The sequence below is a fragment of the Agromyces sp. H17E-10 genome (assembly GCF_022919715.1).
Taxonomy (GTDB): Bacteria; Actinomycetota; Actinomycetes; order Actinomycetales; family Microbacteriaceae; genus Agromyces.
In genome coordinates, this window is the sequence record NZ_CP095042.1 from 2,239,657 (window position 1) to 2,264,061 (window position 24,405).

At 71.7% G+C, this 24,405-nt stretch carries 28 protein-coding genes; 14 read left to right on the forward strand and 14 right to left on the reverse strand.

Features of this window, described 5'->3' with window-relative positions:
• Nucleotides 1–4: 4 nt before the first annotated feature.
• The 4 genes from MUN74_RS10135 to MUN74_RS10150 all read right to left on the reverse strand — a co-directional run bounded on the left by MUN74_RS10135 (nt 5) and on the right by MUN74_RS10150 (nt 4,407).
• Nucleotides 5–721 carry a response regulator gene (locus MUN74_RS10135; protein WP_244851937.1) on the reverse strand — a complete coding sequence of 239 codons (717 nt, stop codon included), beginning with the start codon at nt 719–721 and terminating at the stop codon, nt 5–7.
• A complete protein-coding gene (locus MUN74_RS10140; RefSeq protein WP_244851938.1) occupies nt 718–2,199 on the reverse strand; it encodes a sensor histidine kinase in 1,482 nt (493 codons plus the stop codon). The genes MUN74_RS10135 and MUN74_RS10140 overlap by 4 nt, the downstream gene beginning before the upstream one ends.
• A 74-nt stretch (nt 2,200–2,273) precedes the next feature.
• Entirely contained in the window at nt 2,274–2,924 is a 651-nt protein-coding gene (locus tag MUN74_RS10145; protein ID WP_244851939.1) for an HAD-IA family hydrolase, read from the reverse strand.
• A 43-nt stretch (nt 2,925–2,967) separates the two neighbouring features.
• Nucleotides 2,968–4,407, reverse strand: a complete 1,440-nt coding sequence (locus MUN74_RS10150) for an HNH endonuclease signature motif containing protein (protein ID WP_244851940.1) — start codon at nt 4,405–4,407, stop codon at nt 2,968–2,970.
• Nucleotides 4,408–4,710: 303 nt separating this feature from the next.
• Between MUN74_RS10150 and MUN74_RS10155 the strand changes: the two genes are divergently transcribed.
• Genes MUN74_RS10155 through MUN74_RS10175 form a run of 5 tightly spaced genes read left to right on the forward strand, consistent with a single transcriptional unit; the run spans nt 4,711 to nt 7,743 of the window.
• Nucleotides 4,711–5,226, forward strand: a complete 516-nt coding sequence (locus tag MUN74_RS10155; protein WP_244851941.1) for an EXPERA domain-containing protein — start codon at nt 4,711–4,713, stop codon at nt 5,224–5,226.
• Nucleotides 5,227–5,276: 50 nt separating this feature from the next.
• Nucleotides 5,277–5,579, forward strand: coding sequence for a hypothetical protein (locus MUN74_RS10160; protein WP_244851942.1), 303 nt, complete (start codon nt 5,277–5,279; stop codon nt 5,577–5,579).
• A 45-nt stretch (nt 5,580–5,624) separates the two neighbouring features.
• Nucleotides 5,625–5,981 (forward strand): PadR family transcriptional regulator, encoded by a 357-nt coding sequence (locus tag MUN74_RS10165; RefSeq protein WP_244851943.1) that lies wholly within the window; start codon nt 5,625–5,627, stop codon nt 5,979–5,981.
• On the forward strand, nt 5,978–6,856 hold the full coding sequence (locus MUN74_RS10170; protein ID WP_244851944.1) for a hypothetical protein: 879 nt from the start codon (nt 5,978–5,980) through the stop codon (nt 6,854–6,856). Before MUN74_RS10165 ends, MUN74_RS10170 begins: the two co-directional genes overlap by 4 nt.
• Nucleotides 6,853–7,743, forward strand: a complete 891-nt coding sequence (locus MUN74_RS10175; protein ID WP_244851945.1) for a hypothetical protein — start codon at nt 6,853–6,855, stop codon at nt 7,741–7,743. Before MUN74_RS10170 ends, MUN74_RS10175 begins: the two co-directional genes overlap by 4 nt.
• A gap of 62 nt (nt 7,744–7,805) precedes the next feature.
• On the opposite strand, the gene MUN74_RS10180 is transcribed toward MUN74_RS10175, so the two are convergent.
• Complete coding sequence (locus tag MUN74_RS10180) at nt 7,806–8,192, reverse strand: phage holin family protein (protein ID WP_244851946.1); 387 nt, start codon at nt 8,190–8,192, stop codon at nt 7,806–7,808.
• Nucleotides 8,193–8,280: 88 nt separating this feature from the next.
• On the opposite strand from MUN74_RS10180, the gene MUN74_RS10185 reads away from it, so the two are divergent.
• The 3 genes from MUN74_RS10185 (at nt 8,281) to MUN74_RS10195 (ending at nt 11,366) form a co-directional block, all read left to right on the forward strand.
• On the forward strand, nt 8,281–9,576 hold the full coding sequence (locus tag MUN74_RS10185) for an MFS transporter (RefSeq protein ID WP_244856420.1): 1,296 nt from the start codon (nt 8,281–8,283) through the stop codon (nt 9,574–9,576).
• A gap of 153 nt (nt 9,577–9,729) precedes the next feature.
• A complete protein-coding gene (locus MUN74_RS10190) occupies nt 9,730–10,389 on the forward strand; it encodes a DUF4232 domain-containing protein (protein WP_244851947.1) in 660 nt (219 codons plus the stop codon).
• A gap of 176 nt (nt 10,390–10,565) precedes the next feature.
• Nucleotides 10,566–11,366 carry a hypothetical protein gene (locus MUN74_RS10195; protein ID WP_244851948.1) on the forward strand — a complete coding sequence of 267 codons (801 nt, stop codon included), beginning with the start codon at nt 10,566–10,568 and terminating at the stop codon, nt 11,364–11,366.
• Between the two features lie 22 nt (nt 11,367–11,388).
• Here the strand turns inward: MUN74_RS10195 and MUN74_RS19230 are convergent, their stop codons facing one another.
• Entirely contained in the window at nt 11,389–11,916 is a 528-nt protein-coding gene (locus MUN74_RS19230) for an NAD(P)/FAD-dependent oxidoreductase (protein WP_255820915.1), read from the reverse strand.
• Nucleotides 11,853–13,007, reverse strand: coding sequence for a cyclic nucleotide-binding domain-containing protein (locus tag MUN74_RS19235; RefSeq protein WP_255820916.1), 1,155 nt, complete (start codon nt 13,005–13,007; stop codon nt 11,853–11,855). The genes MUN74_RS19230 and MUN74_RS19235 overlap by 64 nt, the downstream gene beginning before the upstream one ends.
• Nucleotides 13,008–13,120: 113 nt before the next feature.
• Here MUN74_RS19235 and MUN74_RS10210 point away from each other — a divergent pair, with 113 nt between their 5' ends.
• Nucleotides 13,121–13,843 (forward strand): hypothetical protein, encoded by a 723-nt coding sequence (locus MUN74_RS10210; RefSeq protein WP_244851949.1) that lies wholly within the window; start codon nt 13,121–13,123, stop codon nt 13,841–13,843.
• A 19-nt stretch (nt 13,844–13,862) separates the two neighbouring features.
• Here MUN74_RS10210 and MUN74_RS10215 read toward each other — a convergent pair whose 3' ends face one another.
• Both MUN74_RS10215 and MUN74_RS10220 read right to left on the reverse strand, forming a co-directional pair.
• The gene (locus MUN74_RS10215) at nt 13,863–14,534 is read right to left on the reverse strand and encodes an SDR family NAD(P)-dependent oxidoreductase (protein ID WP_244851950.1); all 672 of its coding nucleotides are present in this window, start codon (nt 14,532–14,534) and stop codon (nt 13,863–13,865) included.
• Nucleotides 14,535–14,658: 124 nt separating this feature from the next.
• Nucleotides 14,659–16,104, reverse strand: coding sequence for a DUF6421 family protein (locus MUN74_RS10220; RefSeq protein ID WP_244851951.1), 1,446 nt, complete (start codon nt 16,102–16,104; stop codon nt 14,659–14,661).
• Between the two features lie 364 nt (nt 16,105–16,468).
• Between MUN74_RS10220 and MUN74_RS10225 the strand changes: the two genes are divergently transcribed.
• Nucleotides 16,469–16,957 (forward strand): hypothetical protein, encoded by a 489-nt coding sequence (locus tag MUN74_RS10225; RefSeq protein WP_244851952.1) that lies wholly within the window; start codon nt 16,469–16,471, stop codon nt 16,955–16,957.
• A 185-nt stretch (nt 16,958–17,142) separates the two neighbouring features.
• The gene (locus MUN74_RS10230) at nt 17,143–17,652 is read left to right on the forward strand and encodes a hypothetical protein (protein ID WP_244851953.1); all 510 of its coding nucleotides are present in this window, start codon (nt 17,143–17,145) and stop codon (nt 17,650–17,652) included.
• 40 nt (nt 17,653–17,692) lie between these two features.
• Here the strand turns inward: MUN74_RS10230 and MUN74_RS10235 are convergent, their stop codons facing one another.
• Nucleotides 17,693–18,205, reverse strand: coding sequence for a GNAT family N-acetyltransferase (locus MUN74_RS10235; protein WP_244851954.1), 513 nt, complete (start codon nt 18,203–18,205; stop codon nt 17,693–17,695).
• A 56-nt stretch (nt 18,206–18,261) separates the two neighbouring features.
• On the opposite strand from MUN74_RS10235, the gene MUN74_RS10240 reads away from it, so the two are divergent.
• Entirely contained in the window at nt 18,262–19,032 is a 771-nt protein-coding gene (locus tag MUN74_RS10240) for a DNA alkylation repair protein (protein WP_244851955.1), read from the forward strand.
• Between the two features lie 82 nt (nt 19,033–19,114).
• On the forward strand, nt 19,115–19,711 hold the full coding sequence (locus MUN74_RS10245; protein ID WP_244851956.1) for an NADPH-dependent FMN reductase: 597 nt from the start codon (nt 19,115–19,117) through the stop codon (nt 19,709–19,711).
• Nucleotides 19,712–19,809: 98 nt separating this feature from the next.
• On the opposite strand, the gene MUN74_RS10250 is transcribed toward MUN74_RS10245, so the two are convergent.
• Genes MUN74_RS10250 through MUN74_RS10265 form a run of 4 tightly spaced genes read right to left on the reverse strand, consistent with a single transcriptional unit; the run spans nt 19,810 to nt 23,469 of the window.
• Nucleotides 19,810–20,628, reverse strand: a complete 819-nt coding sequence (locus MUN74_RS10250) for an alpha/beta fold hydrolase (protein ID WP_255820917.1) — start codon at nt 20,626–20,628, stop codon at nt 19,810–19,812.
• 40 nt (nt 20,629–20,668) lie between these two features.
• Nucleotides 20,669–21,967, reverse strand: coding sequence for a serine/threonine-protein kinase (locus MUN74_RS10255; RefSeq protein WP_244851957.1), 1,299 nt, complete (start codon nt 21,965–21,967; stop codon nt 20,669–20,671).
• Between the two features lie 58 nt (nt 21,968–22,025).
• Nucleotides 22,026–22,868, reverse strand: a complete 843-nt coding sequence (locus MUN74_RS10260) for an exodeoxyribonuclease III (RefSeq protein WP_244851958.1) — start codon at nt 22,866–22,868, stop codon at nt 22,026–22,028.
• A 43-nt stretch (nt 22,869–22,911) separates the two neighbouring features.
• A complete protein-coding gene (locus tag MUN74_RS10265) occupies nt 22,912–23,469 on the reverse strand; it encodes a DUF6328 family protein (RefSeq protein WP_244851959.1) in 558 nt (185 codons plus the stop codon).
• A 132-nt stretch (nt 23,470–23,601) separates the two neighbouring features.
• Between MUN74_RS10265 and cofE the strand changes: the two genes are divergently transcribed.
• Nucleotides 23,602–24,399 (forward strand): coenzyme F420-0:L-glutamate ligase, encoded by a 798-nt coding sequence (cofE, locus tag MUN74_RS10270; RefSeq protein WP_244851960.1) that lies wholly within the window; start codon nt 23,602–23,604, stop codon nt 24,397–24,399.
• Nucleotides 24,400–24,405 lie beyond the last annotated feature (6 nt).

A 24,405-nucleotide genomic window follows, 5' to 3' on the forward strand; every position in this document is an offset into this window, starting at 1 on the left:
GGTGTCAGCCGCGCGGACGAACCACGCCGTGCTCGTAGGCGTAGACGACGGCGTGCACCCGGTCGCGCAGGCCGAGCTTCATGAGCACCTTCGAGACGTGCGTCTTGACGGTCGCCTCGCCGACCCAGAGTCGTTCGGCGATCTCGGCGTTCGAGCTGCCCTCGGCGAGCAGTTCGAGCACCTCGCGCTCGCGGTCGGTGAGCGTGGCGAGGGCACCGGTCGCCTCGGCCGACGGGTTTCGTGGTGCGTCCGTCGTCGCCGGGAGCTCCTCGACCGTCGAACCCTGCGGGTTGCGGCCCGCCGCGGCGGCCTCGATCACCCGCCGCGTGACGTCGGGCGAGAGCAGTGCGTCGCCGCGCGCGACCACTTGCACGGCCTCGATGAGCTGCTCGGGGCTCGAGTTCTTGAGCAGGAACCCGCTCGCGCCCGCCTCGAGCGCGGAGAACAGGTAGTCCTCGCGATTGAACGTCGTGAGCACGAGCACCGCTGCGGCGGTCGCGGGGTCGACGGTGATGCGTCGGGTCGCCTCGAGGCCGTCCATGCCGGGCATCTGCACGTCCATGCAGACGACGTCGGGGGAGAGCGCGCGGACCAGATCGAGCGCGGCCTGCCCGTCGGCGGCCTCGCCGACGACCTCGATGCCGTCCTCGGAGTCGAGGATCGTGCGGAACCCGGCACGCACGAGGCTCTGGTCGTCGACCACGAGGACGCGGATGCTCATGCGGGTACCTCCGCGTCGCGACGCAGCGGGAAGCTCGCGCGCACGAGGTAGCCGCCCCGCGCACGCGGTCCGAGCTCGAGCGTGCCGCCGGCGGCGGCGACTCGTTCACGCATGCCCAGCTGGCCGAGACCGGTGCCGCCCGAGGCATCCGCCCGACGTGCCGTGCCGGCGACCGCGGTCGTCGTGCCCGTGTTGGTGATCTCGAGTTCGAGGGTGCTCTCGGTCCAGCGCACGCGCACCTCGGCCGTGGCGGAGGCGCCGGCGTGCTTGCGCACGTTCGTGAGCGCCTCCTGGGCGATGCGGTACGCGCTGAGGTCGACGACGGGCGAGACGGGGCGCGGTTCGCCGATGACCGCGAGGGTCACCGGCAGGCCGCCGTGGGCGGACTCGGCGACGAGTTCGTCGAGGCGATCGAGTCGGCGCGTGGAGGTGCTGGTGGCCGGCCCGCTGGTCGGCTCGTCGGGCAGGGCGCCGGGTGCGCTCGGTCGGCTCGTGCTGCCGACGGTGCCAGTGTCTGTGGCGGTGCCTATGGCGGTGCCTGTGCCTCTGTCGGTGGTGGTGCTGGTGGATGCCGCATCGCCGACCGCGAGCGGACCGGTGTCGCCGTCGCTGCGAAGGGTTCCGAGCAGTCCGTGCAGCTCGGCGACGGCCTCGCGCGCGCTCGACTCGATCGTCGAGAGCGAGGCCGCGGCTGCGGCCGGATCCTTCGCGAGCACGCGGCGGGCGGCCCCGGCCTGCACCCCGATCACCGACACGTGGTGCGCGACGACGTCGTGGAGCTCGCGCGCGATGCGCAGCCGTTCGAGCGCGACGGCCTGCGCTCGGGTGCGTTCGCGTTCGGCGGCCAGCTCGACGGTGCGCTGCTCGAGCTCGGCCCGGGCGCGCGCCGATCGGTAGGCGTTGTCGCCGAAGTACCAGGCGCCGCCGAAGAACAGCAGGTTCGTCAGCACGTTGATGAAGCCGTAGGCGAGGTAGGGCGACAGCAGGCCCCCCTCGCGCGAGAGCTCGGGCAGGTGGTCCTGCACGGCCGAATAGAAGATGAGGCCCCAGAAGAGCCACGCGAACATCACCACGACGATCACCGCGCGCACGATCGTGGCGATGCGCCGGCTGCGGCTCCACGCGCCCACCGTGTAGATGGCGACGAAGAGCGCGATGTTCGAGAAGAGCGCCTCGCCGACGCCCGACTGGCCGCCGACGATGAAGACCGCTGAGACCACGAGTGCGACGGCCTCGGGCCAGCGTCGTCGAGCGGTGAGCGGCAACGTCATGCCGGCGGCCCAGAGCACGGATCCCCACCACGGGGTCCCCTCGCCCCAGCCGGTCGCCCGGTAGAGCACGAGGCTCGCGGCGGTGCCGACGGCGAGCACGAGCGCGAGCGCGAGGTCGTTGCGGTACCCGCGACGATCGGGGCGCGGGCGCACCCACTCCGTGCCCGGCGTGACCGGGGGCGCGCTCGGTGTCAGGGGATCGGGCATCCCTCCACGCTAGCGAGCGGTCGGTATCAGCGGATCCGCCGCGGGGCGGAGATGCGGGTGCCCGGGACCCCGCGTCAGGGGAGCGTGATCGTCGCACCGTCGGCTGACGTCGTGATCAGCACCGCGGACAGGTCGGCCACCACGTGGTCGGCATCGTGCAGCGCGGCGAGCGGACCGACGCCGACGACTCGCATGCCGGCGCGGTGTCCGGCGGTGATGCCGGCTTCGGAGTCCTCGAACACGACGCAGTCGGCGGCGGCCACGCCCAGGACTTCGGCTGCCGCGAGGAAGCCTTCGGGATCGGGCTTGCTCGCCGTGACGTCCTCGGCGGTGATCGCCACTGCCGGCACGGTGAGGCCGGCCGCCGACATGCGTGCGGTCGCGAGGGCGAGCGTCGCGGAGGTCACGAGTGCGTGCGGGGCATCGGCGAGTGCGTGCAGCAACGTGCCGGCACCGGTGATCGCGACGACCCCGTCGGTCTCGGAGGTCTCGCGGGCGAGCATGGTCTCGTTCTCGGCGAGATTCTGGTCGGCGGGACGGTCGGGCAGCAGGATCGCCATGCTGGCGTGCCCCTGTCGTCCGTGGATGACCTGCATCACCGCGGCGGGATCGAGTGCGTGCTCGACGGCCCAGTCGCTCCACACACGTTCGACGACGGCGGATGAGTCGACGAGCGTCCCGTCCATGTCGAGCAGAACGGCGGCGGCGTGGATCGTCGTGGTCACGTGGGGAGGCTACACGCGGCGGCTGTGCGCTCGTCGGTGCGGGCTACCCGGTGTCTCTTCGTTCTCGTCGGTCGGCGAGTCGAGTGGGTGAGGTGGTCGATCTTCGCCAGGTACCCGTTGGGTCGAGCCAGTGGGGTGCGCGGACTTCGGGCGTTCCGAGTCGCATGCGGATCGTCCAGCCGGACGTGTCGATGGTGCGGTGGTGGAACCAGCAGAGCAGCACGCCGTTGTCGGGGTGCGTGGGGCCGCCCCGGTGGTCGGGGATGACGTGGTGGATCTCGGCCCATGCGGCGGGGACGGTGCAGCCGGGGATGACGCAGTTGCCGTCGCGGAGCGTGATCGCGCGGCGTTGGTGCGGCGTGAAGCAACGTTCGGGGGAGCCGAGCCGGATGATGCGGCCTGCGTCGTCGAAGACGACGGTCTGGACGCCGCCGGTGCACATCATGTGGCGGGCAGCGCGGAGCGAGATCGGCGTATCGACGCCGTCGGCGTGGGCGCTGCCTCGCCCGTGTTGGAGATCAGTGGCGCGGACGCTGACGAGCACGGTCGGTGCCGCGCCGCCGATCGAGGGATGCTCGCCCGAGCGGGCGGCGGTGTCGATGATCGCGGCGAGCACGTCGTGGCGGTGCTGGTCGGCGGTGCGGGGGTCGGTGCGGGCGGCCTGCGCGGCGAACCCGTCGTCGCCGGGCCTGCTGTGGTCAGGGAGCCCGGCGCCGTCGGTGGGGGTGAAGGTGAGGGTGTCGGAGCGCGGCGCGAGGTGCGCGTCGAGGAGGCGGCGCAGTTTCGCAGCGATCTCGGGCATGAGCTCGCCCGACACGGTGATGAGTCCATCGCGTGCGCGGCCGAGGCGGAACCCGCGTTTGCGCATGGCACGTTCGTCGTCGGGTTCGGGGCCGTCCTGATCGAGGAACGCCGCCCACGCGCGCGCCTGCACGGCGACCTCGTCGGCGGTGCACCGGATGGGCGCGGCCTCGCCCCGCCCGAGGGCGGCGTCGACGAGTTCGCGCTCGGCGACCTCGAGTCGCACCGGGTCGGCGACCGCGCGCGTGCGGGCGAGCTCTCGCACGATCGTGATCGCGGCGTCGAGACCGAGCGCCCCCTCGGCCAGCGCGGAGGCGACGTGCGAGTGCTCCGGTGGCAGCGGCTCACCCGTGAGCCCGCCCCTGGCGCGAGTCGCGGCACCGACCGTGATGCGGCGGCGCGCCTCGACCCCGGACACCTGGGTCACGCGTTCGAGCAGTTCGACGGCTGAGCGGCAGCCCTTCTTCGCGGAGAGTCGTTCGGCGCCGTGGTTGCGGTCGCTGCGTTCGGCGATCTCGCCCGCGAACGCGGCACGCCCGGCATCGACCAGCCGACCGAAGCGTTCGAGTGCGGCGGTCGCGAGCAGCAGGTCGTCATCGCGAAGCGCTGCGGGCGAGGTTGCGGCGAAGACGTCGGCGAGCAGTACCTCGAGGTGTTCGAGTGCTGCCGACAGGTCTGCCATGAACCCATTCCAGCACCACCCACCGACATTCCAACGCGACCGAAACACGCCGTTGACCAGCGATTTACGTTCGACTTCTCCTCCACAGGTGACAGATGCAGGGAGTTGTCCACAGGCTGGCTTCGAGACGTCGCTGCGCTCCTCCTCAACCCGCGAGTGGGCGTGATCCGAGGCGCGCTGCGCTCCTCCTCGACCCACGAGCGGGCGGGTCTCGATACGCTCCTTCGTCGCTACTCGACCACCGGTGCTTTCCTGCACGAAACACGTGCACCACGAGGCATCCGGGCTGTACGCTCTCGACCCATGACGGCAGTCCCTGCGCCCGCCCCGAACCTGCGCTTGCGCGATCGGCACTTCGACTGGTTCTTCATCGTGATCTTCTCGCTCTTCACGATCACGAGCCTGATCAGCGACCTCCTGCCGACGCTCGGCGTCGACATCTCGCATCCGTCATCGAACTTCTTCGTGAACTCGAACTACTGGTATGCGCACGACACCGATCCGCTGTTCGCCGAACCGCCGACGTGGATGCGCATCGTCACGGGCCTCTCGGCCTTCGTGTACATGCCGTTCTACATCGTGCTCGTGACGTCGCTCGTCAAGGGTTGGAACTGGATCCAGCTGCCGAGCGTGATCTACGCGACGATGATCTCGACGATCACGGGCATCATCGTCTTCGGCGTCGAGTTCTTCGGCGAGCCCGAGTGGCAGACGACGAACCCCGTGAAGTTCCTCGCGTTCAACCTGCCGTACGTGCTCGTGCCGATCGTGCTGCTCGTGCGCATGCGCAAGCCGCTGCCCTTCACGCGGAAGTTCTGAGCGGGCGCGTGTCGAGCGGGGAGCTACGGGGTCGTTGGCGACTCACGTGGGTGTTCGCACTGAGCGTGTTCATGCTCGGAGTGATCGCGCCGCTCGCGGTCGCGGTGTTCAGGGTCTTCACGATCGCCATCGCGAACGCCCGGTTCTTCGGCCAGGATCCGACGAACCCGATCGATCCCTCCGGTGATCCCACGCTCGTCGTCACGGCCTGCATCATGACGGCCGCGGTCGTGGTGCTCGGCGCGATGGTCGCGTTCGAGTACGCGCATCGCCGGCGCGCGGTGACCGCCATCATCTTGCTCGTCCCGGCGATCGTCATCGCGGCCTTCAACTGGTATCTCGTGCTCTCCTGACCGAAACCCTTGCTTAAGGGAAGATATCTTCCTATTCTCTCTCACATGGCACGGAGACGTGAAGGACGACTGTTCGACCTCGAGGTCGACATCCTCGCCGCAGGCATGGAACTGCAGGCGAACGATGGCGATTTCTACGGCTTCGCGATCGCGAAGCGCATCGCTGAACGCAACGAGGCCGCGGCGCTCACGGCCCACGGCACCCTCTACAAGGCGCTCGCCCGCATGACCGAGGCGGGCCTCCTCGAGTCGACGTGGGAGGAGGCGTCGCTCGCCGAGACCGAGGGCCGACCCCGCCGTCGCCTCTACCGGGTGACCGGCGCCGGTGAGCTCGCCCATCGCGCCGAGCTCGCGGCACGCGAAACGACTCCGGTCAGCCAGCCGAAGGCGGCCTTCGCATGAACGGCGGTGGGATGCCTCGGGCCGAGGCCGAGCCGGTGTTCGAGCCGGCCGCGGTCGACGAGGTGTTCGATCAGCTGCCCGACGGCGTGTTCGAGGACGCCCTCGCCGAGAGCCCGGTCGAACGCCGCACCGGCGCCGACCGGGTCGACGCCCTCGTCGCCGGCTGGTGCCGCTGGTACACCCGCGATCTCTCCGAGCCCGTCGCGACTGCACGTCGGGCCGAGATCGCGTCCGACCTCTACGAGCAACGAGCCTTCGCGGCAGAGACCGGAGAGCGGGGGGTGTCGCGGTCGATCGTGGGGCGGCTCGTCCGCGGCATCCCCGCCGATCTCACCTGGCGGTACGCCCAAGTGCGTCGACTGGCGCTGACCGCGCCACGCGGCACGTTCCCGCTCGCGATGCCCGCACTCGCCCACCTCGCGACCGCCCTGCTGCTCGCGTGGGGCGTGCTCGTCGTGTGGCGGACCGCCGCCGGGATGGCCGCGGGCGACTGGGCCGGCGCGTGGGACCTCGTCGCCGCCGGGGTCTTCGGCCTCGCGATGGCCGTGCTCGGCGCGGTGCTGACGACGGTGACGCGGTTCCGCTGGCTCGGGGCGCTCTGGCTCGCCGCGGCGAGCTACGTACTCATCCGGTTCGGCATGTACACGCTCATCGCCTCGAGCACGACGCTGGGCGCGTTCTACATCTCGGCGATCGAGCAGGCGATCCTCGTGAACCGGGTCATGTCGGCCGCCGGGGTGCTGTTCTTCGTGGCCATGGCGGCCTGGTGGCTGCCGACCTCGGGCGGCCTGTGGGCGCGCCGTCGGCGAAGCGACCCTACCGCCGACGTCGCGCCCGCGGGTGTCCTCTCCGACGAGCAGGAGGTGAGCGCATGAACCTGCAGCGCATCGCGGCTGTCGTCGCGATCTCGGGCGCCCTGCTCGGTGGCGCGTCGATCGTCGCGCTCGGGGCGGCGGCATATGCGGCCAACCGACCGCAGCCGGTGTCGAACACCGAGCTGTTCGCCGGTGCCGGCAGTGCCGTGACGAGATCCGAGCAGGCGTCGGCGATCGCCGGGCTGGCCGAGGTGGAGCCGGGGGTTCCCGAGCAGTTGCCGCTCACACCTACCGAACCGCCGAAACCGGGCACCGGCACGATGGCGGCGAGCTACAACCCGTACCTCGAGCCGGGCGACCCCGAATACGTGATGCCCGAGGAGCGCTCGGAGTGGCTCGGACAGCAGGAGGTCGTCCGCGAATGCATGGAGGCTGCCGGCTTCGAGTACCGGTTCTGGCGCTGGTGGCTCGAGGAGGACTCCAAGCCGGTCGGCCTGGACTACGAGACGTCAATTCTCTGGGATCAGGCGCTGCTCGGACCCGACCTCTATAACCCCGGCGGCGGGTGCGGCGATGAGGGGATCGCCGCAGCCGAGGCGGCCCGTGCCGCCGGCACCCCGCTGTCGGCCGAGGTCCCGCCCGATGACCCCGACCTGCCGACGCCGCGCGAGAAGTGGCTCGCCCAAGACGAGATCGTGCGTCAGTGCATGGCGGAGAAGGGGCTCGAATACCTCTACGTCGAGTTCTGGAATCCCGACTACATCACGCCCGACCCGTTCGACGTCGACCCGCAGGACGCGATGCCCGACGACCTCACCCCCGAGCAGGAGGCCGAGTGGGCACTCGCCGTAGGCGGCGACGCCGGCGGCGGGGCCGCCTACCGCTGGGAGGACGCCGGCTGCTACGGCTACGCCGTGCACGTCAACGGCCGCGACAACATGCACTGACTGACGTGCGGTGACACGGATGCCTCGGGGTCGCCGACGACCCCGAGGCATCCGTGTGCCGATTACTTGGCCGGCTTCGCGGGCGCGATGCGGGGCAGCAGGTACTTGCCCGAGAGCCAGGCGGCCAGCGCCGTGATGATCCACACGATGACCGCCGCGAGCACCCACGGTGCGACGCCGTCGAAGGTGATGCCGTCGCCGAGCGACGCGACGAAGAGCGCGATCGCCGTCGAGATGAGGCCCGCCACGCCGGCGACGGCCGGGGCGCCGCGATGGAAGAGGGTCTCGACCAGCCACTCGAGCAGCGCCTGCACCGCGGCGAACACGATGATCGCGACGAGGAACCCCGACACGTGCAGGTGCATGCCCGGCACGAGCAGTGAGGCGATGAACAGGGCGAGGGCGGCGAGCAGCAGTGACACGCCGAGACGGATGAGGAAGCGCACCATGGCGCGAGCGTAGCGCCTCGGCGCGGTCGAAGTGCTTCCGTGCGCGGCCGGTCGGGAGGATGATGGGCGGGTGAGCGAGCCGACAGCGGTGAATCACGCGGCCCGACGGGTGCAGGCGGTCTACTTCACGCTGCTCATCGGCAACACGCTCGCGGCGTCGTTCATCTGGGGTGTCAACACGCTGTTCCTGCTCGACGCGGGGCTGTCGAACCTCGAGGCGTTCGCGGCGAACGCGTTCTTCTCGGTCGGCATGGTGATCTTCGAGGTGCCGACCGGCGTCGTCGCCGACACGCTCGGCCGACGCGTGTCGTACCTGCTCGGCACGCTCACCCTCGCCGTGACGACGGCCCTCTACTACTGGCTGTGGGTCATCGAGGCGCCGTTCTGGGCATGGGCGGTGGTGTCGATCCTGCTCGGGCTCGGCTTCACCTTCTTCTCGGGGGCGACGGAGGCGTGGCTCGTCGACGCGCTCACCGCCACGAACTACACGGGCAGCCTCGAGCACGTGTTCGGCCGCGGCACGGCGCTCTCGGGCGCCGCGATGTTCATCGGCTCGATCACGGGCGGCGCGGTCGCGCAGGCGACCGATCTCGGGGTGCCGTTCATCATGCGCGCCGGCGTGCTCGTCGTCATGTTCGTCGTCGCCGCACTGCTCATGCACGACCTCGGATTCACCCCGGCGAGTCGCGCGCATCCGCTGCAGGCGACGAAGACGGTCTTCAACGCCTCACTGAAGTACGGGCTCGGACGGCCGCCCGTGCGCTACCTCATGTTCGCCTCGTTCTTCACGACCGGCGTCGGGTTCTACGTCTTCTACGCGCTGCAGCCATACCTCGTCGAGCTGTGGGGCGACGAGGACGCCTACTCGGTCGCCGGCCTCGCCGCGGCCATCCTCTCGGGCGCGCAGGTCATCGGGGGTTACCTCGCACCGTGGGTGCGTCGCCGCTTCCGCCGCCGCACGACGACGATCCTCCTGAGCCTCATCGTGAGCACGGGCGTGCTCGTCGCGCTCGGCCTCAACCGCAGCTTCTGGCTCGCGCTCGTGCTGCTCGTGTTGTGGGGACTCGTCGACGCGGCATCCGGCCCCGTGCGGCGGGCGTACCTCAACGACATGATCCCGTCGGCGCAGCGCGCGACCGTGCTGTCGTTCGACTCGCTCATGGGCAGCGCGGGCGGCGCGGTCATCCAGCCGGTGCTCGGCCGCTCGGCCGACATCTGGGGCTACCCGGGATCGCTCCTCGTGAGCAGCGCGTTCCAGGTGCTCGCGGCGCCGTTCGTCTGGCTGAGCCGACGGCAGCAGTCGCCCGCCGACGCCGCGACCGGCGTCTCCGCCGATGCGGCGGCCGAAGCAGCCGAACCGACGGGCGGCCCGCAGGCCGACTGAGGTCTCGGATCAGGACGATCGACCGCAGCCCGGCTCGCGGCGGGCTGGTCGTGGGCAGGTCACGATCCGGGCGCATCAGGGCTGACCCGCTTCCGACCGGGATGCCGCAGGGATTAGCCTGTGGCGGCGACGACCATCGACGACGGGGGAATGATGACTCACACACGGGTGACCATCGCGTTCGGCATGCTGCTCGCCGGAGCCCTCGCGTTCGGCGGCTGCGCGGCGACGCCCGGTTCCACCGGTGGGCCGGCCGCTTCGCCGACGCCCGAGCCGTCGATGTCGGTGTCGAGCGGTGAAGGAGCCGACGACGCCGCCGGGGACGGCGCGGACACGGATACGGAGGACACCGGCGTCGCCGCCCGCGACCAGGACCCGATCTCCGATGACGAGCTGGTCGCCGCGCACTGCGTCGACGAACAGTTCTCGCTCGCCGTCGAGCCGCTGCCCGACGAGTCGGGCGCCGGAAGCTTCGGCTTCAGCCTCGTCTTCACGAACGTCTCCGACTCCCCGTGCACCTTCGACGGAACGCCCGGACTCATCGCGCTCGACGCCGGCGGCGCGGAGGTCGGCAAGCCCGCGCTCGCCGACGCGGCCGACTCGACGCTCGTCGTCGTGCAGCCCGGCGGCGTCGCGACCGCGCACGTGCGAGCCCATCAGGCCGGCGCCTACGACTGCACGATGATCGACGCCACGGGCCTCCGCGCGAGGCTCACCTCCGACGGCGCGGGACCCGGTATCGACGACGCCTACGCGATCACCGTCTGCGACACCGTGTCGACGATGACGGTCGCGCCGCTCGTCGCGGGCTGACTCCCACTCGTTGCGGTCGCGGTCGCGGTCGCGGTCGACGTCGCCGTCGCCGCACTGCGTCGGCGTCGCACCCGAAACCGCCTGAGAGGGTTGTCCCCTGTTCGGGGGTCACGTAGCATGGCCGGACGCCCGCGCGGCGGAACGACCGCCGCCGGCCTGCGACGAGGAGGTGCCGAGTGCGCAAGGTCCTCCTGCTCTGCGCCGCGATGGCCGTGCTCGTCGTCGGGTCGGCCGCGGTCGGCGTCGCCGCCGCACGCACCGGCGCCCCCGTGCTCTACGACGCGCGGGTGCAGTCCGGCGCGACCGACGACCTCGCCGCCGAGTCTCGCACCGAGTCCCCGCCGGCCGAGACAGGCGGCGACGGATCCGGCGGCGCGGCCGACTCCGGCGAGGCCGGAACGGGACCCGGGCGCGGCACCGCAGGCGGCGACGCACCCGGTGAGGCGGGCTCGAGCGACCGACCTCGTGCCCACGACGATGCGAGGCGACCGCTCCCCGGCCGAACGACGGCCCCCACCGCCCCCACCGAACCGACACCCGCGCCCGGCACGCCACCCGGTGACACCGGACGCGCGACCGCCGTGCCGACGCCGACACCCGCGCCCGCCGACCCCGAGCCCAGCCAGGAGGAGCAGGCGACGTGGCTCGCGTTCCAGCAGCTGGTGCGCGATTGCATGACGGAGGCGGGTCACGAATACCGCCACTGGAAGTGGTGGGAGGCCGAGTCGCCCGACCCCGAGTCGCTCGCCCCTGCGATGCCCGAGCAGCTCACGGCCGCCGAACAGGCGGCCTGGCGTGAGGCGCTCTACGGCACCGAGAGCGATGAGGGATGCCTCGTGGTCGCCGTCCAGCAGGATCGCGACGGGGCGCCGCAACCCCCGGGGGCACCTGACGCAGTGCCGGAGACCGCGCCCGGGACCGATCCCAGCCCCGCGGCCGACTCCGGCTCCGAGGCATCCGCGTCGCCCGAAGGCTGAGCAGGCAGCCGCTCGCACTCGGTCACGCGTCGAGCGCGAGATACCGGTGCGCGTACGCGATCGCCATCCCGCCTTCGCCGACGCCTGCGGCGACGCGCTTGACCGAGCCCGAGCGCACGTCGCCGACGGCGAAGACGCCCGGCGCGCTCGTCTCGAGGCCGAACGGCCTTCGCTCGAGCGTCCACTGCGGGGACGCGGCGGCATCGGCCCCCGTGAGCACGTAACCGTGTTCATCGCGTGCGACCCCGGGGGGCAGCCATCCGGTGACCGCGTCGGCGCCGATCATCACGAAAACCGTCGTGAACGGCCGCGTGGTCGTTGTGCCCGTCGCCCGGCCGAGCACCTCGACGCCTTCGACGGTACGGCCGCCATGGACGGCGGCGATCTCGCTGCGGGTCTCGACGTGGATAGCGTCGTTCGCCGCGATCTGGTCGACGAGGTATCGCGACATGCTCGTCGCGAGCGTCTCGCCGCGCACGAGCATGGTCACCGACCGCGCGAAGCGCGAGAAGAAGAGGGCGGCCTGTCCCGCCGAGTTGCCGGCACCCACGATGGCGACTCGGCGCCGCGGGCCACCGCCGAGTCGCTGCGGGCGGCACCGTAGTACACCCCGCTGCCGAGGAACCGGTCGATGCCCGGCACCTGCAGCGTGCGCCACTCGACGCCCGTCGCGACGACCACGACGGGCGCCCTGAGCACGTCGCCGCCGTCGAGCTCGATCTCGCGCCCGCCGGGTCGGAGCGACTCGGCCGTGCGTGTCACCACGATCTCGGCGCCGAGCCGCCGCGCCTGCTTGAGCGCGCGACTCGCGAGCTCGTCGCCCGAGATGCCGAACGGGAAGCCGGTGTAGTTCTCGATGCGGGTGGACGTGCCGGCCTGCCCGCCTGGCGCGAGATGCTCGACGACGAGCGTGCGCAGCCCCTCGGCGGCGGCGTTCACGGCAGCGGTCAGGCCGGCCGGGCCCGCGCCCAGGATGACGACGTCGTAGTCGCGCTGCGACGGCTCCACCTCGAGGCCGACTGCTGCGGCGATCTCGCGGAGCCCGGCGTTCTCGAGGCGACGCCCGTCGGGCAGCTCGACGACGGGATGCTGCGCACCGTCGCCCGCCGGTTCGACCGGCACGTGCTCGAATGCGACCTGGTTGCGCGTGAGGAACCCGGTGAGCTCGTGCGCGCGGCGATCGGCGCGCGGGGCGACCACGCGCACCTCCGGCTCGGCCTGCTCGGCGGCCACCGTCTGCAGCCAGTCGAGGTACCGTCGCGCGAGCGATGCGACGAAGGCCGGCACCGAGGGGGCCATCGCCGCGAGCGAGTAGAACACGGTCACGTCGAGCTTGATGATGCGCGTCGGCTCGGCAGCACGGCCGCTCGCCGGGAACGGCGTGCTGAGCGTCATCGGCACCTCGCCGAAGAACCGACCGGGAACGCGCTCGCCGATGACGCGCTCTTCGCCGTTGACGACCTTCGTGAGTTCGGCGCGGCCGTCGATCACGATGAACAGCGCTCGTTCGTCGCCCTCGTGGGCGAAGTACTCTCCGGGCACGAGGTGGATGTCCTCGACCGAGCGGACGAGATAGTCGATCGCCTCGGGAGCGAGCCGTGCGAACGCGGGGATCGCGCGTAGCTCGTCGGTCGTGATCATGCCTGCCCGCCAGCGGCCGCGCTCATGTCGCGACGCTAATCGCGGGGGCTCGGTGCCGTCAACGCATCAGACACCCCCAGTTCGCGTGGAGCCCGGGTGGGTACGCTGCCGGAATGACCGATACGCGGCAGGCGAAGCGCGAGCGCGGCCAGCACGCGCACCGCGGGCCGAAGCGCGGATGGCGTCGGGCCGAGCAGATCGTCGGCTGGGTCGCGGTCGCCGGACTCGGCGTACTCGCCATCGGGCTCGTGCTGCTGATCATCGGCGACGCCATCGGTGGTGTCGCGCTGCGTGACGCCGCCCTCGTGATGGTGCTCGGCGGCCTCTTGCTGAGCGGCCTCGGATGGGTGACCTGGGGGTCGTGGTCGGCCACCCTCGACCAGGCCGAGCGACGCCCGGCCGGCGTGAACGCCACGACCCGCCTCACGCTCGTGATCGTCGGCCTGCTGTGTCTCGGCGTGTTCGTGGCGGTCGCCGGGGGCTTGCCGTTCGCGATCGACGAGTGGCGGCGCATGCCCGAGTCGCTCGCCGTGACGCTCGGCGTGGTCGTCGCGGTCGGTGCGCTCCTCGTCGTCGCGTCCGTCGTCGCCGCCGCGATCGCCGGCGGCGTCACGCTCGCGGGGCGCGCCTGGTGGTGGGTCGGCGTCGTGTTCTGCGCGGGGCTCGGACTCCTCGCGTACCAGCTCGCGACCGGTGTGCCCTGGGCGGGCGGTGCACTGCTGCTGGCTGCGGGATGCGGCGGCTACACCGTGGCACTGAGCGTCGGCCTCTCGAAACGCCGCGAGGGCGCCATCGAGGCCGAGCGCGTGCGCGACGCGATGCGCGACGGCGAGTGATCGGCGCGGCGGCGCAGGGTCAGGCCGACAGCGTCTCGACGCGACCGTTCAGCTCCGCGGCATCCTGAGACCAGAGGGCCACCACCGCGTCGGCGAGCCGGTCCTCGAGGCCGGCGAGCGCCTTGACCCGGAAGGTGACCGCGGCGGAGCCGGGCGCCTCCTTGCCGAGGCCGTGCGCGAGCGACTGCATCCACGACTCGCTCGCCGCCTTGACGGCCGTGTAGTTCGCGCCGCCCGCGGTCGGGTGCTCGACGGTCGTCGACGAGACGATCGCGATGCGGCCGGCAGGGGACGCGACGAGGTCGTCCCACAGTGCACGGCTCACGTGGCGCAGCGACGAGAACGAGCGCCCGAGCACGCGGAAGTCCTCCTCGGTCTGGCCGGGGATGCCGCCGCCGCCGCGCCACCCGCCGACGAGGTGGATGATGCCGTCGACGTCGCCCACCCGGCCGTGCACGCGCATCGCGAGCGGCCACACCTGCATCTGGTCGGTGAGGTCGGCGACCTCGGTCACGATGCCCGGCAGCTCGGCCGCCATCTCGTCGAGCCGGCCGCGGTCGCTGCCGACGGCGACGACGCGGGCGCCGGCCTCGAGCAGCTTGCGGGCGACGGCACGGCCGGAGGCGCTCGTGGCGCCCGCGATGAGGACGACGCGCCCTGCGGCGCCCGTGGGCTCAGTGGTGTCGGTCATGTGGAGGCTCCTCTTCGAGCTGGGGGAATCGGCCGGTCGAATGTGATTCAGGAGAACGAAAGCTGCTCAGGACGAAATCGCCGATTCCGTCCTGAGCAGCGTACGTCTTCCTGAAACGGTGGCGTCAGTCCTTGGCCGTGATGCCGACGGTCGACTCGATGACGGGCTTCATCTTCTTGTCGAGCGCCTCGAAGAACATCGAGAGCGGGAACTCGTCGTCCATCACGAGGTCGGTGTAGCCCTTGGGCGGGCCGGCGAGCACCTCGCGCGGCAGGCCATCGGCCCAGACCGACGCGGGGTTCGGCGTGACGACCGATGTGACGAGCTCGTAGGCCTTCAGCCAGTGCACCGTCTTCGGGCGGTCGATCGACTCCCAGTAGAGCTGGTCGATCGCGTCGCCGAGCTCGACGACCGCGTCGGCCACCTTGTCCCAGTCGAAGCTGAGCTCGACGTCGCGCCACTCGAGCACGTGCTTCTGGTGCAGCCACGCGAAGAGCAGCTGGCCGCCGAGGCCGTCGTAGTTGCGCACCCGGTTGCCGGTGATCGCGAAGCGGAAGATGCGGTCGAAGATGACGGCGTACTGCACGAGCTTGCCGGTCGAGCGCATCTGCTCCTCGACGTCGGTGAGCTCCTCGCCCTTGGCCAGGCGCGCGTCGAGCGAACGCTGGATCTTCACCGACTCGCGGAACGCGGTCAGGTCGCAGCGCAGCTCCTCGAGCGAGTAGAGGAAGAACGGCATGCGCTGCTTGATCATGAACGGGTCGAACGGCAGGTCGCCGCGCATGTGCGTGCGGTCGTGGATGATGTCCCACATGACGAAGGTGCGCTCGGTGAGCTCCTGGTCGGTGAGCATCTCGGCCGCGTCGGCGGGCAGCTCGAGCTTCGTGATGTCGCTCGCGGCGCGCACGACCTTGCGGTAGCGGGCGGCCTCGCGGTCCTGGAAGATGGCGCCCCACGTGAACGTCGGGATCTCGCGCATGGCGACCGTCTCGGGGAAGAGCACGGCCGAGTTGGTGTCGTAACCGGGCGTGAAGTCGACAAGTCGAAGCGAGACGAAGAGCTTGTTGCCGTAGTCGCCGGCCTCGAGGGCGGCGATGAACTCGGGCCAGATCGTCTCGACGACGAGCGCCTCGACGTGACGGTCGAGCGAGCCGTTCTGGGTGTACATCGGGAACACGACGAGGTGACGGATGCCGTCGATGCGGTGACGCTGCGGCTGGAACTCGACGAGCGAGTCGAGGAAGTCGGGGACCTCGAGGCCCTCGGCCTGCCACTTGCGGAAGTCGGCCTGCAGCGCGGTCAGGTAGGCGGCCTCGTGCGGGAAGCGCGGCGCGAGCGCGGCGACCGACTCGACGATGGCGTCGACGAGGGCGGATGCCTCAGGCTTGTCGCCCTCCGCGGGGACCGAGCCGTCCTTCACCTGGAGCGACTGCAGCTTCGTCGCCGACTCCTTGAGGCGGAGCCACGCGGCGTCGTTCTCGACGCCGTCGGCGAGGGCGATCTGCTCGGCGGTGACGTCCTCGAGGACCTCGGGTTCGCCGACGATGGGGTCGATCGTGATGTTCGACATGTGAACCTCCGTTCCTCGTTGAGGGGATCAGGTGTTGCGATTGGCAGATGGCGCGCGGCATGAATCGCCGCACAACTCAAGGCTACGAGGCATCCCCTCGCGAATGGTTGCGCCCTGACGCGGGAATCCTGCGTTGCGGCCTGAATCGGCGACCGAGATCGCCGCGGCCGCGCAACGCTGTCGAACTCCCGGTGTTGAGAATACCTCAGCGTCAGCACGGGTGGTGTTCGGTGCCTGCACGCGACTCGACCGCGCCGACGCGGACGCGGGGTCCGGGGGTCGTCCTGATGTCGGGGCGGCGGGTGATCCATAACGTGAGGTTTGTTCAGATCCCCATCAACCCCCGACAGAACAGGAGAGGACCATGAACATCACGAAGGGCGGAGTAGCCGCGATCGGCGCCGCCGTGATCATCATCTCGATCAGCGGGTGCGCCGGTGTGCGCAGCCAGGTCGAGCAGGGTTCGGGCGCCGCGAGCGTGACCTCGCTGCACGCCCAGCAGGACGCCGCCCACCGCGAGGCCGCGCTCGAACGAGCCGCCGCCAACGGGGTCCAGCGCGTGACCACCTCGCTCAAGGCGCAGCAGGACTCGGCGCGTGCCGAGTCCGCGCAGGAGCGGAGCGCCCGCACCGGGCGGTCGACCGGCCCGCAGTCGGTGCGAACCGTGAGCGTGTCGATCTCGGAGCTCATGCGCCAGCAGAAGCAGGCGGACACGATCGGCGGCGACGCCCCGAGTGCCGCCGACATGCAGGGTCAGCGCCTCGCGCAGTACGGCGAGCAGTTCCAGGCCCAGCAGCACGAGACCCCCGTCCCGACCACGCTGCCGCGCCCGATCTCATCGCGCAATCGATGAGCCGCACCCGAGAGCGGGGCTCGTGCCGACCGGCCGACCCCGCTCTCGTTCTGCGCGCCCGCGCACTCCGCCCATAGCGGACGCATAGCGTTCGCCCGTATCGTCGGTGCCGGGCCGCACTCCGCCGGCCCGCCGGGGCTCACCAGCGAGCGCCTGTCACGACGATCCCGAAACGAGTCGCCCGAATGACCACTGCACGTCCGTCCGCCGCCGTCGCGCTGATCCTGCCCACCCTCGCACTCGCGGGCTCCGTCGTCGTCACCGTGCTCGGCGCCCTCTCGACCAACTCGGCGACCTCCACGCTGAACGCCGCGCTCACGAGCCAGACCGGCACCGCCGCCGACGTCTACGGCAGCCAGTCGGCGATCGTCGTCTCGAGCGGGCTGCTCACGGCCGGCATCGTCGGCATCGTCGTGTCGCTCGCCGTCTTCGGCGTGCTCATCGGCTTCGGCGCGCTGTCGAAGCCCGTCGCCGAGGCGCCGATCGACGAGGCCGAGCCGGCCGACGGCGAGTTCGTCGATGCCCCGGTCGTCGCGCCGGCCGCCGCATCGGCGGTCGAGCCCGCGGCGGCGCCGGTCGCCGAGGCGCCGATCGCCGAGGCCCAGGTCGACGAGGCGCCGGTGGTCGAGAACGCTCCCGCCGAGGCATCCGCTTCGACCGGATCGGCCGCCGCCGACGAGTCGCCGCGCGCCTGAGCCGAAGACCCCCTCGAAGAGCCTCTGTGCGCTGCCGCGCTCAGAGGCTCTTCGCCATGTGCAGCGACGCCGCCTCGAAGCCGAGGCTCTCGTAGAGCTCGATCGCGGGCAGGTTGTACGCGAAGACGTTGAGCCCGAGCGTCGGCGAACCGTGCTCGCGTGCGACCTGCTCGGCGTGACGCATCGCCGCACGCCCGAGGCCGCGACGGCGGTAGGGCTCGCGCACGTGCACGTCCCACACCCACCACGCGTCGCCGCCCTCGGCCCACGGGCCGAGCCACAGCCAGCCGGCGTCATCGCCGTCGACGAAGATCGCGAGCAGCACGTGCTCGGGTTTCATCTCGCCGTCGGCGAAGAAGCGGTTCACCGATGCCTCGACGGCCGCCTTCGCCTCGGAGGGCGTGTCGCCCGCGCGGAGCCGGGCCGCCTCGTAGTACGCCATCGACTCGGGCAGCCACATGCGCAGGTCGTCGCCCGCGATCGGGCGGAACTCGACGCCGGGCATCGCCTCGTCGACCGCGGCGGACTCGGACTCGGTGATCGCTTCGCTCATCGCTCCATCGTCGCCGATGCACCCGTGCGAGGGAAGGGCGGCGATAACGTACCTGCATGACGGATGCCGCGGCACGGCCGCAGACGGCCGCCGGCGTGCGTGCGGCGCTCGCCGCCGCAGCCGATCCCGACCGCGTGCCGCAGCTCGCGCGGTTCTTCAAGACCGGCCCCGGCGGGTACGCCGAGGGCGACCGGTTCATCGGCGTGACCGTACCGCAGACCCGGGCGGTCGTGCGCGAGTTCGCCGACCTGCCGCTCGTCGAGTCGATGTCGCTGCTGGACAGCCCGATCCACGAGCATCGGCTCGCGGCGCTCATCGTCATGGTCGGGCAGTTCGCTCGTGCGAGCCGCCCGCGCTCGCGCGACGACGCGGCGCGCGAGCGCCTGTACACCGCCTACCTCGACGCGGTCGAGCGGGGCCGGGTCGACAACTGGGACCTCGTCGACAGCTCGGCCGAGGTGCTCGTCGGCGAGGTGCTGTTCCCCGGCGCGCCCGTCGACCGGGTCGAACCGGAGCTGATCGTCGGGCTCGCGGCATCCCCGTCGGTGTGGTCGCGGCGCGTCGCCGTGCTCGCGACCTTCGCGGCGACGAAGGCGGGCGACGCCCGCCCGACGCTCGCGGTCGCCGAGCGGCTGCTCGACGACCGGCACGACCTCATCCAGAAGGCCGTCGGCTGGATGCTGCGCGAGGCCGGCAAGCGGGTCGGCGTCGACGTGCTCACCGGGTTCCTCGACGTGCATGCGGCGCGGATGCCGCGGACGATGCTCTCGTACGCGACCGAGCACCTCTCGCCCGAGCAGCGGGCCGCGTATCGCGCGATGCGCTGAGCGGGTCGGCGGTCAGACCGCGCGGTCTGGTGCGGCGGGTGCTTCGGGTGCAGTCTTGGAGCACGAGACGAGGGGGTCCATCGTGCAGGTCGACATCATCCACCATGCTCCGCCGTATCGCGTCGGGGTCTTCATCGGCAGCCTCGCGAGCGATTCGATCAACCGCACGCTCGCGAAGGCCCTCATGCGGCTCGCGCCCGAGGAGTTCGCCTTCGAGGAGATCGTCTACCGCGACCTGCCGCTCTACAGTCGCGACTACGACGCCGACTACCCGCAGGTCGCCCGCGACTACAAGGCGGCGATCCAGCGCTCCGATGCCCTGCTGTTCGTGACGCCCGAGTACAACCGCTCGGTGCCCGGGCCGCTCAAGAACGCGATCGACTGGGCGAGCCGGCCGTGGGGCGAGAACGCGCTCACCGGGCGGCCGTCGGCCGTCATCGGCGCCTCGCCCGGCGCGCTCGGCACGGCGGTCGCGCAGCAGAGCCTTCGCAGCATCCTGAGCTTCTGCAACGCACCCCAGATGAATGCGCCCGAGGCGTACATCCACGTCACTCCCGGGCTCATCGCCGACGACGGCGAGGTCACCGTCGAGAGCACGGAGGAGTTCCTGCGGGTGTTCATGCAGCGGTTCCTCGAGTTCACGACCCGGGTGCTGACGGTGCTGCCGCGGCCCGACTGATCGGACGATGCCTGGCCCGCGCGGCGGGCGGTGGGGTGCTCCGGCGCGCTCGCTCCTGCGCGCTCGCCCCAGCCCGCGCTCGCCGGAGGGCGCGCTCGCTACAGCCCGCGCTCGCCGAGCCAGTCGAGCAGCGCGGTACCGACCTCGGCCGGGCGCTCGACGCTCGGCAGGTGCGCGGTGCCCGCGATGCGCAGCCCGGTCACGTCGGGCACCCGGTCGACGATGGCGTCGAACTGCACGGCGAACGGCGACAGGTCGAACTCGCCGACCATTGCAAGGGTCGGCGTCGCGATCTCGCCGAGGCGCTCGGCGGCGGGCGGGTCGAGCGGCACCTGGTCGCCGTCGTCGGCGACATGCGCGACGTTCGGCTCGGCGAGCTCGTGGGCGCGGGCCAGGTACCCGGGGTCGATGTCGGACGCCGAGCGCCCCGAGCCGATGGCGAACACCGCCGTCTCGAGCCGGATGTAACCGGCCGGGTCGGCGAGCGCATCGATCGCGTCGACCTCGTCGAGACGCCGCTGCTCGTCGGCGGACGGCTCGACGTCGGGGAACCCGCCGATGCGCGCACCGATCGTCACGAGCCCGGCCACCCGGCGGGGCGCCGCGAGCGCCACGTCGATCGCGAGCGCACCGCCGCGGCTCGCACCCACGACGGTCGCGCGCTCGACGCCGAGGTGGTCGAGCAGCGCGACGGCGTCGTCGTGGTTCGCGAAGGGCACCGAGAAGTCGTGCCGCGTGCCGCCGAACCCGCGGGGGTCGTAGCGCACGACGAAGTGGTCGGCGGCGAGGTCGTCGACGACCTCGTCCCACATGCGGAGGGTGGCGATGCCGGCAGGGATCAGCAGCAGCGCGGGAGCGGAGACGGCACCGGCCGTCTCGTAGTAGAGCTCGGCGCCGGGGAGTTCGAGGGTGGGCATCCAGCGATCATATGGGCGCGCGCTCGGTCGGCGCGCGGCGTCAGTCCTTGCCCTTGCCGCCGCCCTTGCCCTTGTCTTTGTCGTCGCCCTTGTCGTCGTTGCGATTGCTTCCGCTGTTGCCGGGAGCGTCGTCGGTGTCCGGCGGCGGCGCCGGGGCGACGGTGGGCTCCTCGCTCGGTGTCGTCGACTCGACCGGCGCGGACGGGGAGGGCGTGTGCTCGGCGTCGACGGGCGTCGTCAGCGCCCCGATGACCGCGTGCGCGAGCAGCACGATCGCCACCGCCGCGGCTGCGAGTGCCGCGACGATCAGCACCGGCCGTCGTCGGCGCGGGGGCGCATCCGCGGGGCGGGCCGGGCCGACGGGACCGGCGGGATCTGGACCAGCCGGATCTGGGCCGGCGGGCGTCATGACGGCCGTCGCAGCGGTCGCACCTCCGAGCGGGACGGGCATCACCTTCGTCGCCCCGGTCGCGGCATCCGCGTCGGTCGGAGTCACGTCGAGCCCGGCTGCCGCCACCGCCACCTCGAGCCCGCTCGGTCGGTCTTGGGGGTCGCGTGCGGTCATCGCCGAGAGCAGTGCGACCCAGTCGGCGCCGAGCCGCTCGGGCACCTCGGGGTCGCGCACGAGCCGTGCGCCCGCGGCCTCCGCCGCCGGACCCGGGAACGCGGCCTGCCCGGTGCGTGCCTCGAGCGCGAGCAGCCCGAGCGAGTACACGTCGGCGGCAGGGCCCGCGGGCGCCCCGCTCACCTGCTCGGGGCTGAGGTACCCGGGCGTGCCGACGAGCAGCCCCGTGCGCGTGAGTCTCGCGTCGTCGATGAGGCGCGCGATACCGAAGTCGGCGAGCTTCGCGTTCCACCGGCGCGACGGCAGGTGGGCCGGTTCGAGCAGCACGTTCGCAGGCTTCACGTCGCGGTGCACGATGCCGCGCTCGTGGATCACGTGCAGGGCTTCGCCGAGGTCGGCGAGGAGCGCTGCCGCCTCGGGCGCGTCGAGCGGCCCGGAGCGCAGGGCCTCACGCAGGTCCTGCCCGTCGACGAGTTCCATCACGAGGTACTCGCGCCCCGTGCCGGCGTCGCGCGACGCGTCGTAGAGTCGCACGAGCGCCCGGTGCTGCAGGCTCGCGAGCAACGCGATCTCCGACGCGCGTCGGGCCGAGTCGTCGATGCCCTCGGCGGACGCGTCGAAGAGCTTCACCGCGACCGGGCGGCCGAGCGAGCCGTCGGTCGCCCGGTACACGCTCGCCATGCCACCGCGCCCGATGAGGGCGTCGATCCGGTAGCGCCCGCCGAGCACCGTGCCGAGGAACGGGTCGGCGCCGGGATCGTGCGTACTCGTCACACCGTCGAGCGTAGCCCGGGCATCCCGGGACGGGCTGGGGGTTGCCTCGATGCCGGACTCACCCGAAGATCATCGGCAGGTCGCCGTCGTCGTCGCCCAGGTCGAGGTCGACGAGCACCGGAACGTGGTCGCTCGGGGCGTCGCCCTTGCGCTCGTTGCGGTGGATCGAGGCGCCTGCGACCGCGTCGGCGAACGCCTGCGAGCCGAGGATGAAGTCGATGCGCATGCCCTCGTTGCGCGGGAACCGCAGCTGCTTGTAGTCCCAGTACGTGAAGAGCCCCTCGGGTACGTGCGGGCGCACGACGTCGGCGAGCCCGGCGCCCTCGAGGGCGAAGAACGCCGCGCGTTCTTCGGGGGAGACGTGCGTGGTCTGCCCGACGACGACGGTCGGGTCGCCGTTGTCGACGTCGAACGGGGCGACGTTGAAGTCGCCCATGAGTGCGAACGGCCGAGCCGGGTGGGCCGTGGTCTCGGCCCGGGCGTACTCGGTGAGCGCCGCGTAGAAGTCGAGCTTGTACGTGAGGTGCGGGTCGCCGAGAGCACGGCCGTTCGGCACGTAGAGGCTCCAGAGGCGCACGTCGTCGACCGTCGCGCCGATCGCCCGCGCCTCCTTCGGCAGGTCGGGGCCGTCATGCCCCTTCAGGAATCCGGGCATGCCGGGGAACTCGATCTCGACGTCGCCGATCGGCGACCGGCTCGCGATCGCGACGCCGTTCCACTGGTTGAGCCCGTGCAGCGCGAGTTCGTAGCCCGCCTGCTCGAAGGCATCGTGCGGGAACTGCTCGGGCTTGCACTTGATCTCCTGCATCGCGAGCACGTCGACGTCCTCGCGCACCATCCAGTCGACGACGCGGCCGACGCGGGTGCGGATCGAGTTGACGTTCCAGGTGGCGATGCGCATGGGTTCCAGCGTAGGTCAGGCCGGGGACACCTGAGCGCGCGGGTCAGTCGCGCCGGCTGGCCATGAGCGGCACGACGACCCAGACTGCGACGACGGCCAGCAGCGACATGCCGATCGCGACGAAGCCGGCCTCGCGGCTCACCGCGACGTCGAAGATGAGTCCGGCGACCCCGACGGCCAGCAGCGAGACGACGCCGAGCAGCACGAAGAGCATGCGGTTGGCGGTGCGCACGAGACGGTCCTTCTGGCGGCGCCCGTAGAGCATGCGGTGCAGGATGACGGGCGCAAGGCCGAGCACCGTCGCGAGTGCCGCGAGGGCGACGAGGGTGAGGTAGAGCCCGAGCTCGTAGTCGTCGAGCTCGGTGAACCGCGGCTGGAAGGCGGCCGCGAGCAGGAAGCCCGAGATGAGCTGCGTCCCCGTGAGCACCGAACGCAGCTCCTGCAGGATGTCCGCCCAATTGCGGTCGAGGCGCTCGGTCGGCGTCTCGTTGCGCGCCGGCGTCTCGGCGTGCTCGGCGGCATCGCCACCCTCGGTCTGGTCGTGCCGTCCTGCATCGGTGCGCATGGCGGGCTTCGCGTGCCCGGCGGGATCGGTGGCCATACGCGATCGTAGCGCCGCGGCATCCCGCTCGTTCAGCCCTTGCCGGGAGCGCACCGGTCGTGGCAGGGCGGGGCGATGCCAGAATGGACGCGCCGCGACTCCGCGGCGACGGAGTCCGATGGGGGAGCGTCCATGGCCGCAGGTTTCAGTGTCGAGGGCGTCGACGGGCTGCCCGAGATCTCGACGGGCGACGATCTCGCGGCGCTCATCGCCGGCGCGACCGAACTCGCCGACGGCGACATCCTCGTGGTCACGTCGAAGATCGTCTCGAAGGCCGAGGGGCGCGTGGTCGAGGCAGCCGACCGCGAAGCCGCGATCACCGCCGAGACGGTGCGCGTCGTCGCGAGCCGCGAGTTCGACGGGGGCATCACCCGCATCGTCGAGAACCGCCAGGGCATCGTCGGAGCCGCTGCCGGCGTCGACGCTTCCAACGCTCCCGACGGCACGGTGCTGCTACTGCCGGTGGATCCAGATGCCTCGGCACGCGACCTCGCGACCGGGCTGCGCGCGCTCACGGGCGCCCGGATCGGCGTCATCCTCTCCGACACGCTCGGTCGGCCGTGGCGCGAGGGCCAGACCGACATCGCGATCGGCGCTGCCGGCGTGCACGTCTTCGACGACCTGCGCGGCGGCACGGATGCCTCGGGCAAACCGCTCTCGGTGACGATGCCGTGCGTGGCCGACGAGATCGCCGGTGCGGGCGAGCTCGTCAAGGGCAAGTCGTCGGGGGTTCCGGTGGCGATCGTGCGCGGCCTCGACCGCTACGTGGGCGACCTCGACCTGCCCGGGGCGCGGTCGATCCAGCGCCCGAGCGAGCGCGACCTGTTCCGGCAGGGTGCCGACGAGGCGTACGACGAGGGGTACCGTGCGGGCTTCGACGAAGCGCAGGCCGAGGGGTCGCTGCGCAGCAGCGGAGACGACTTCGAGTAACGCCCG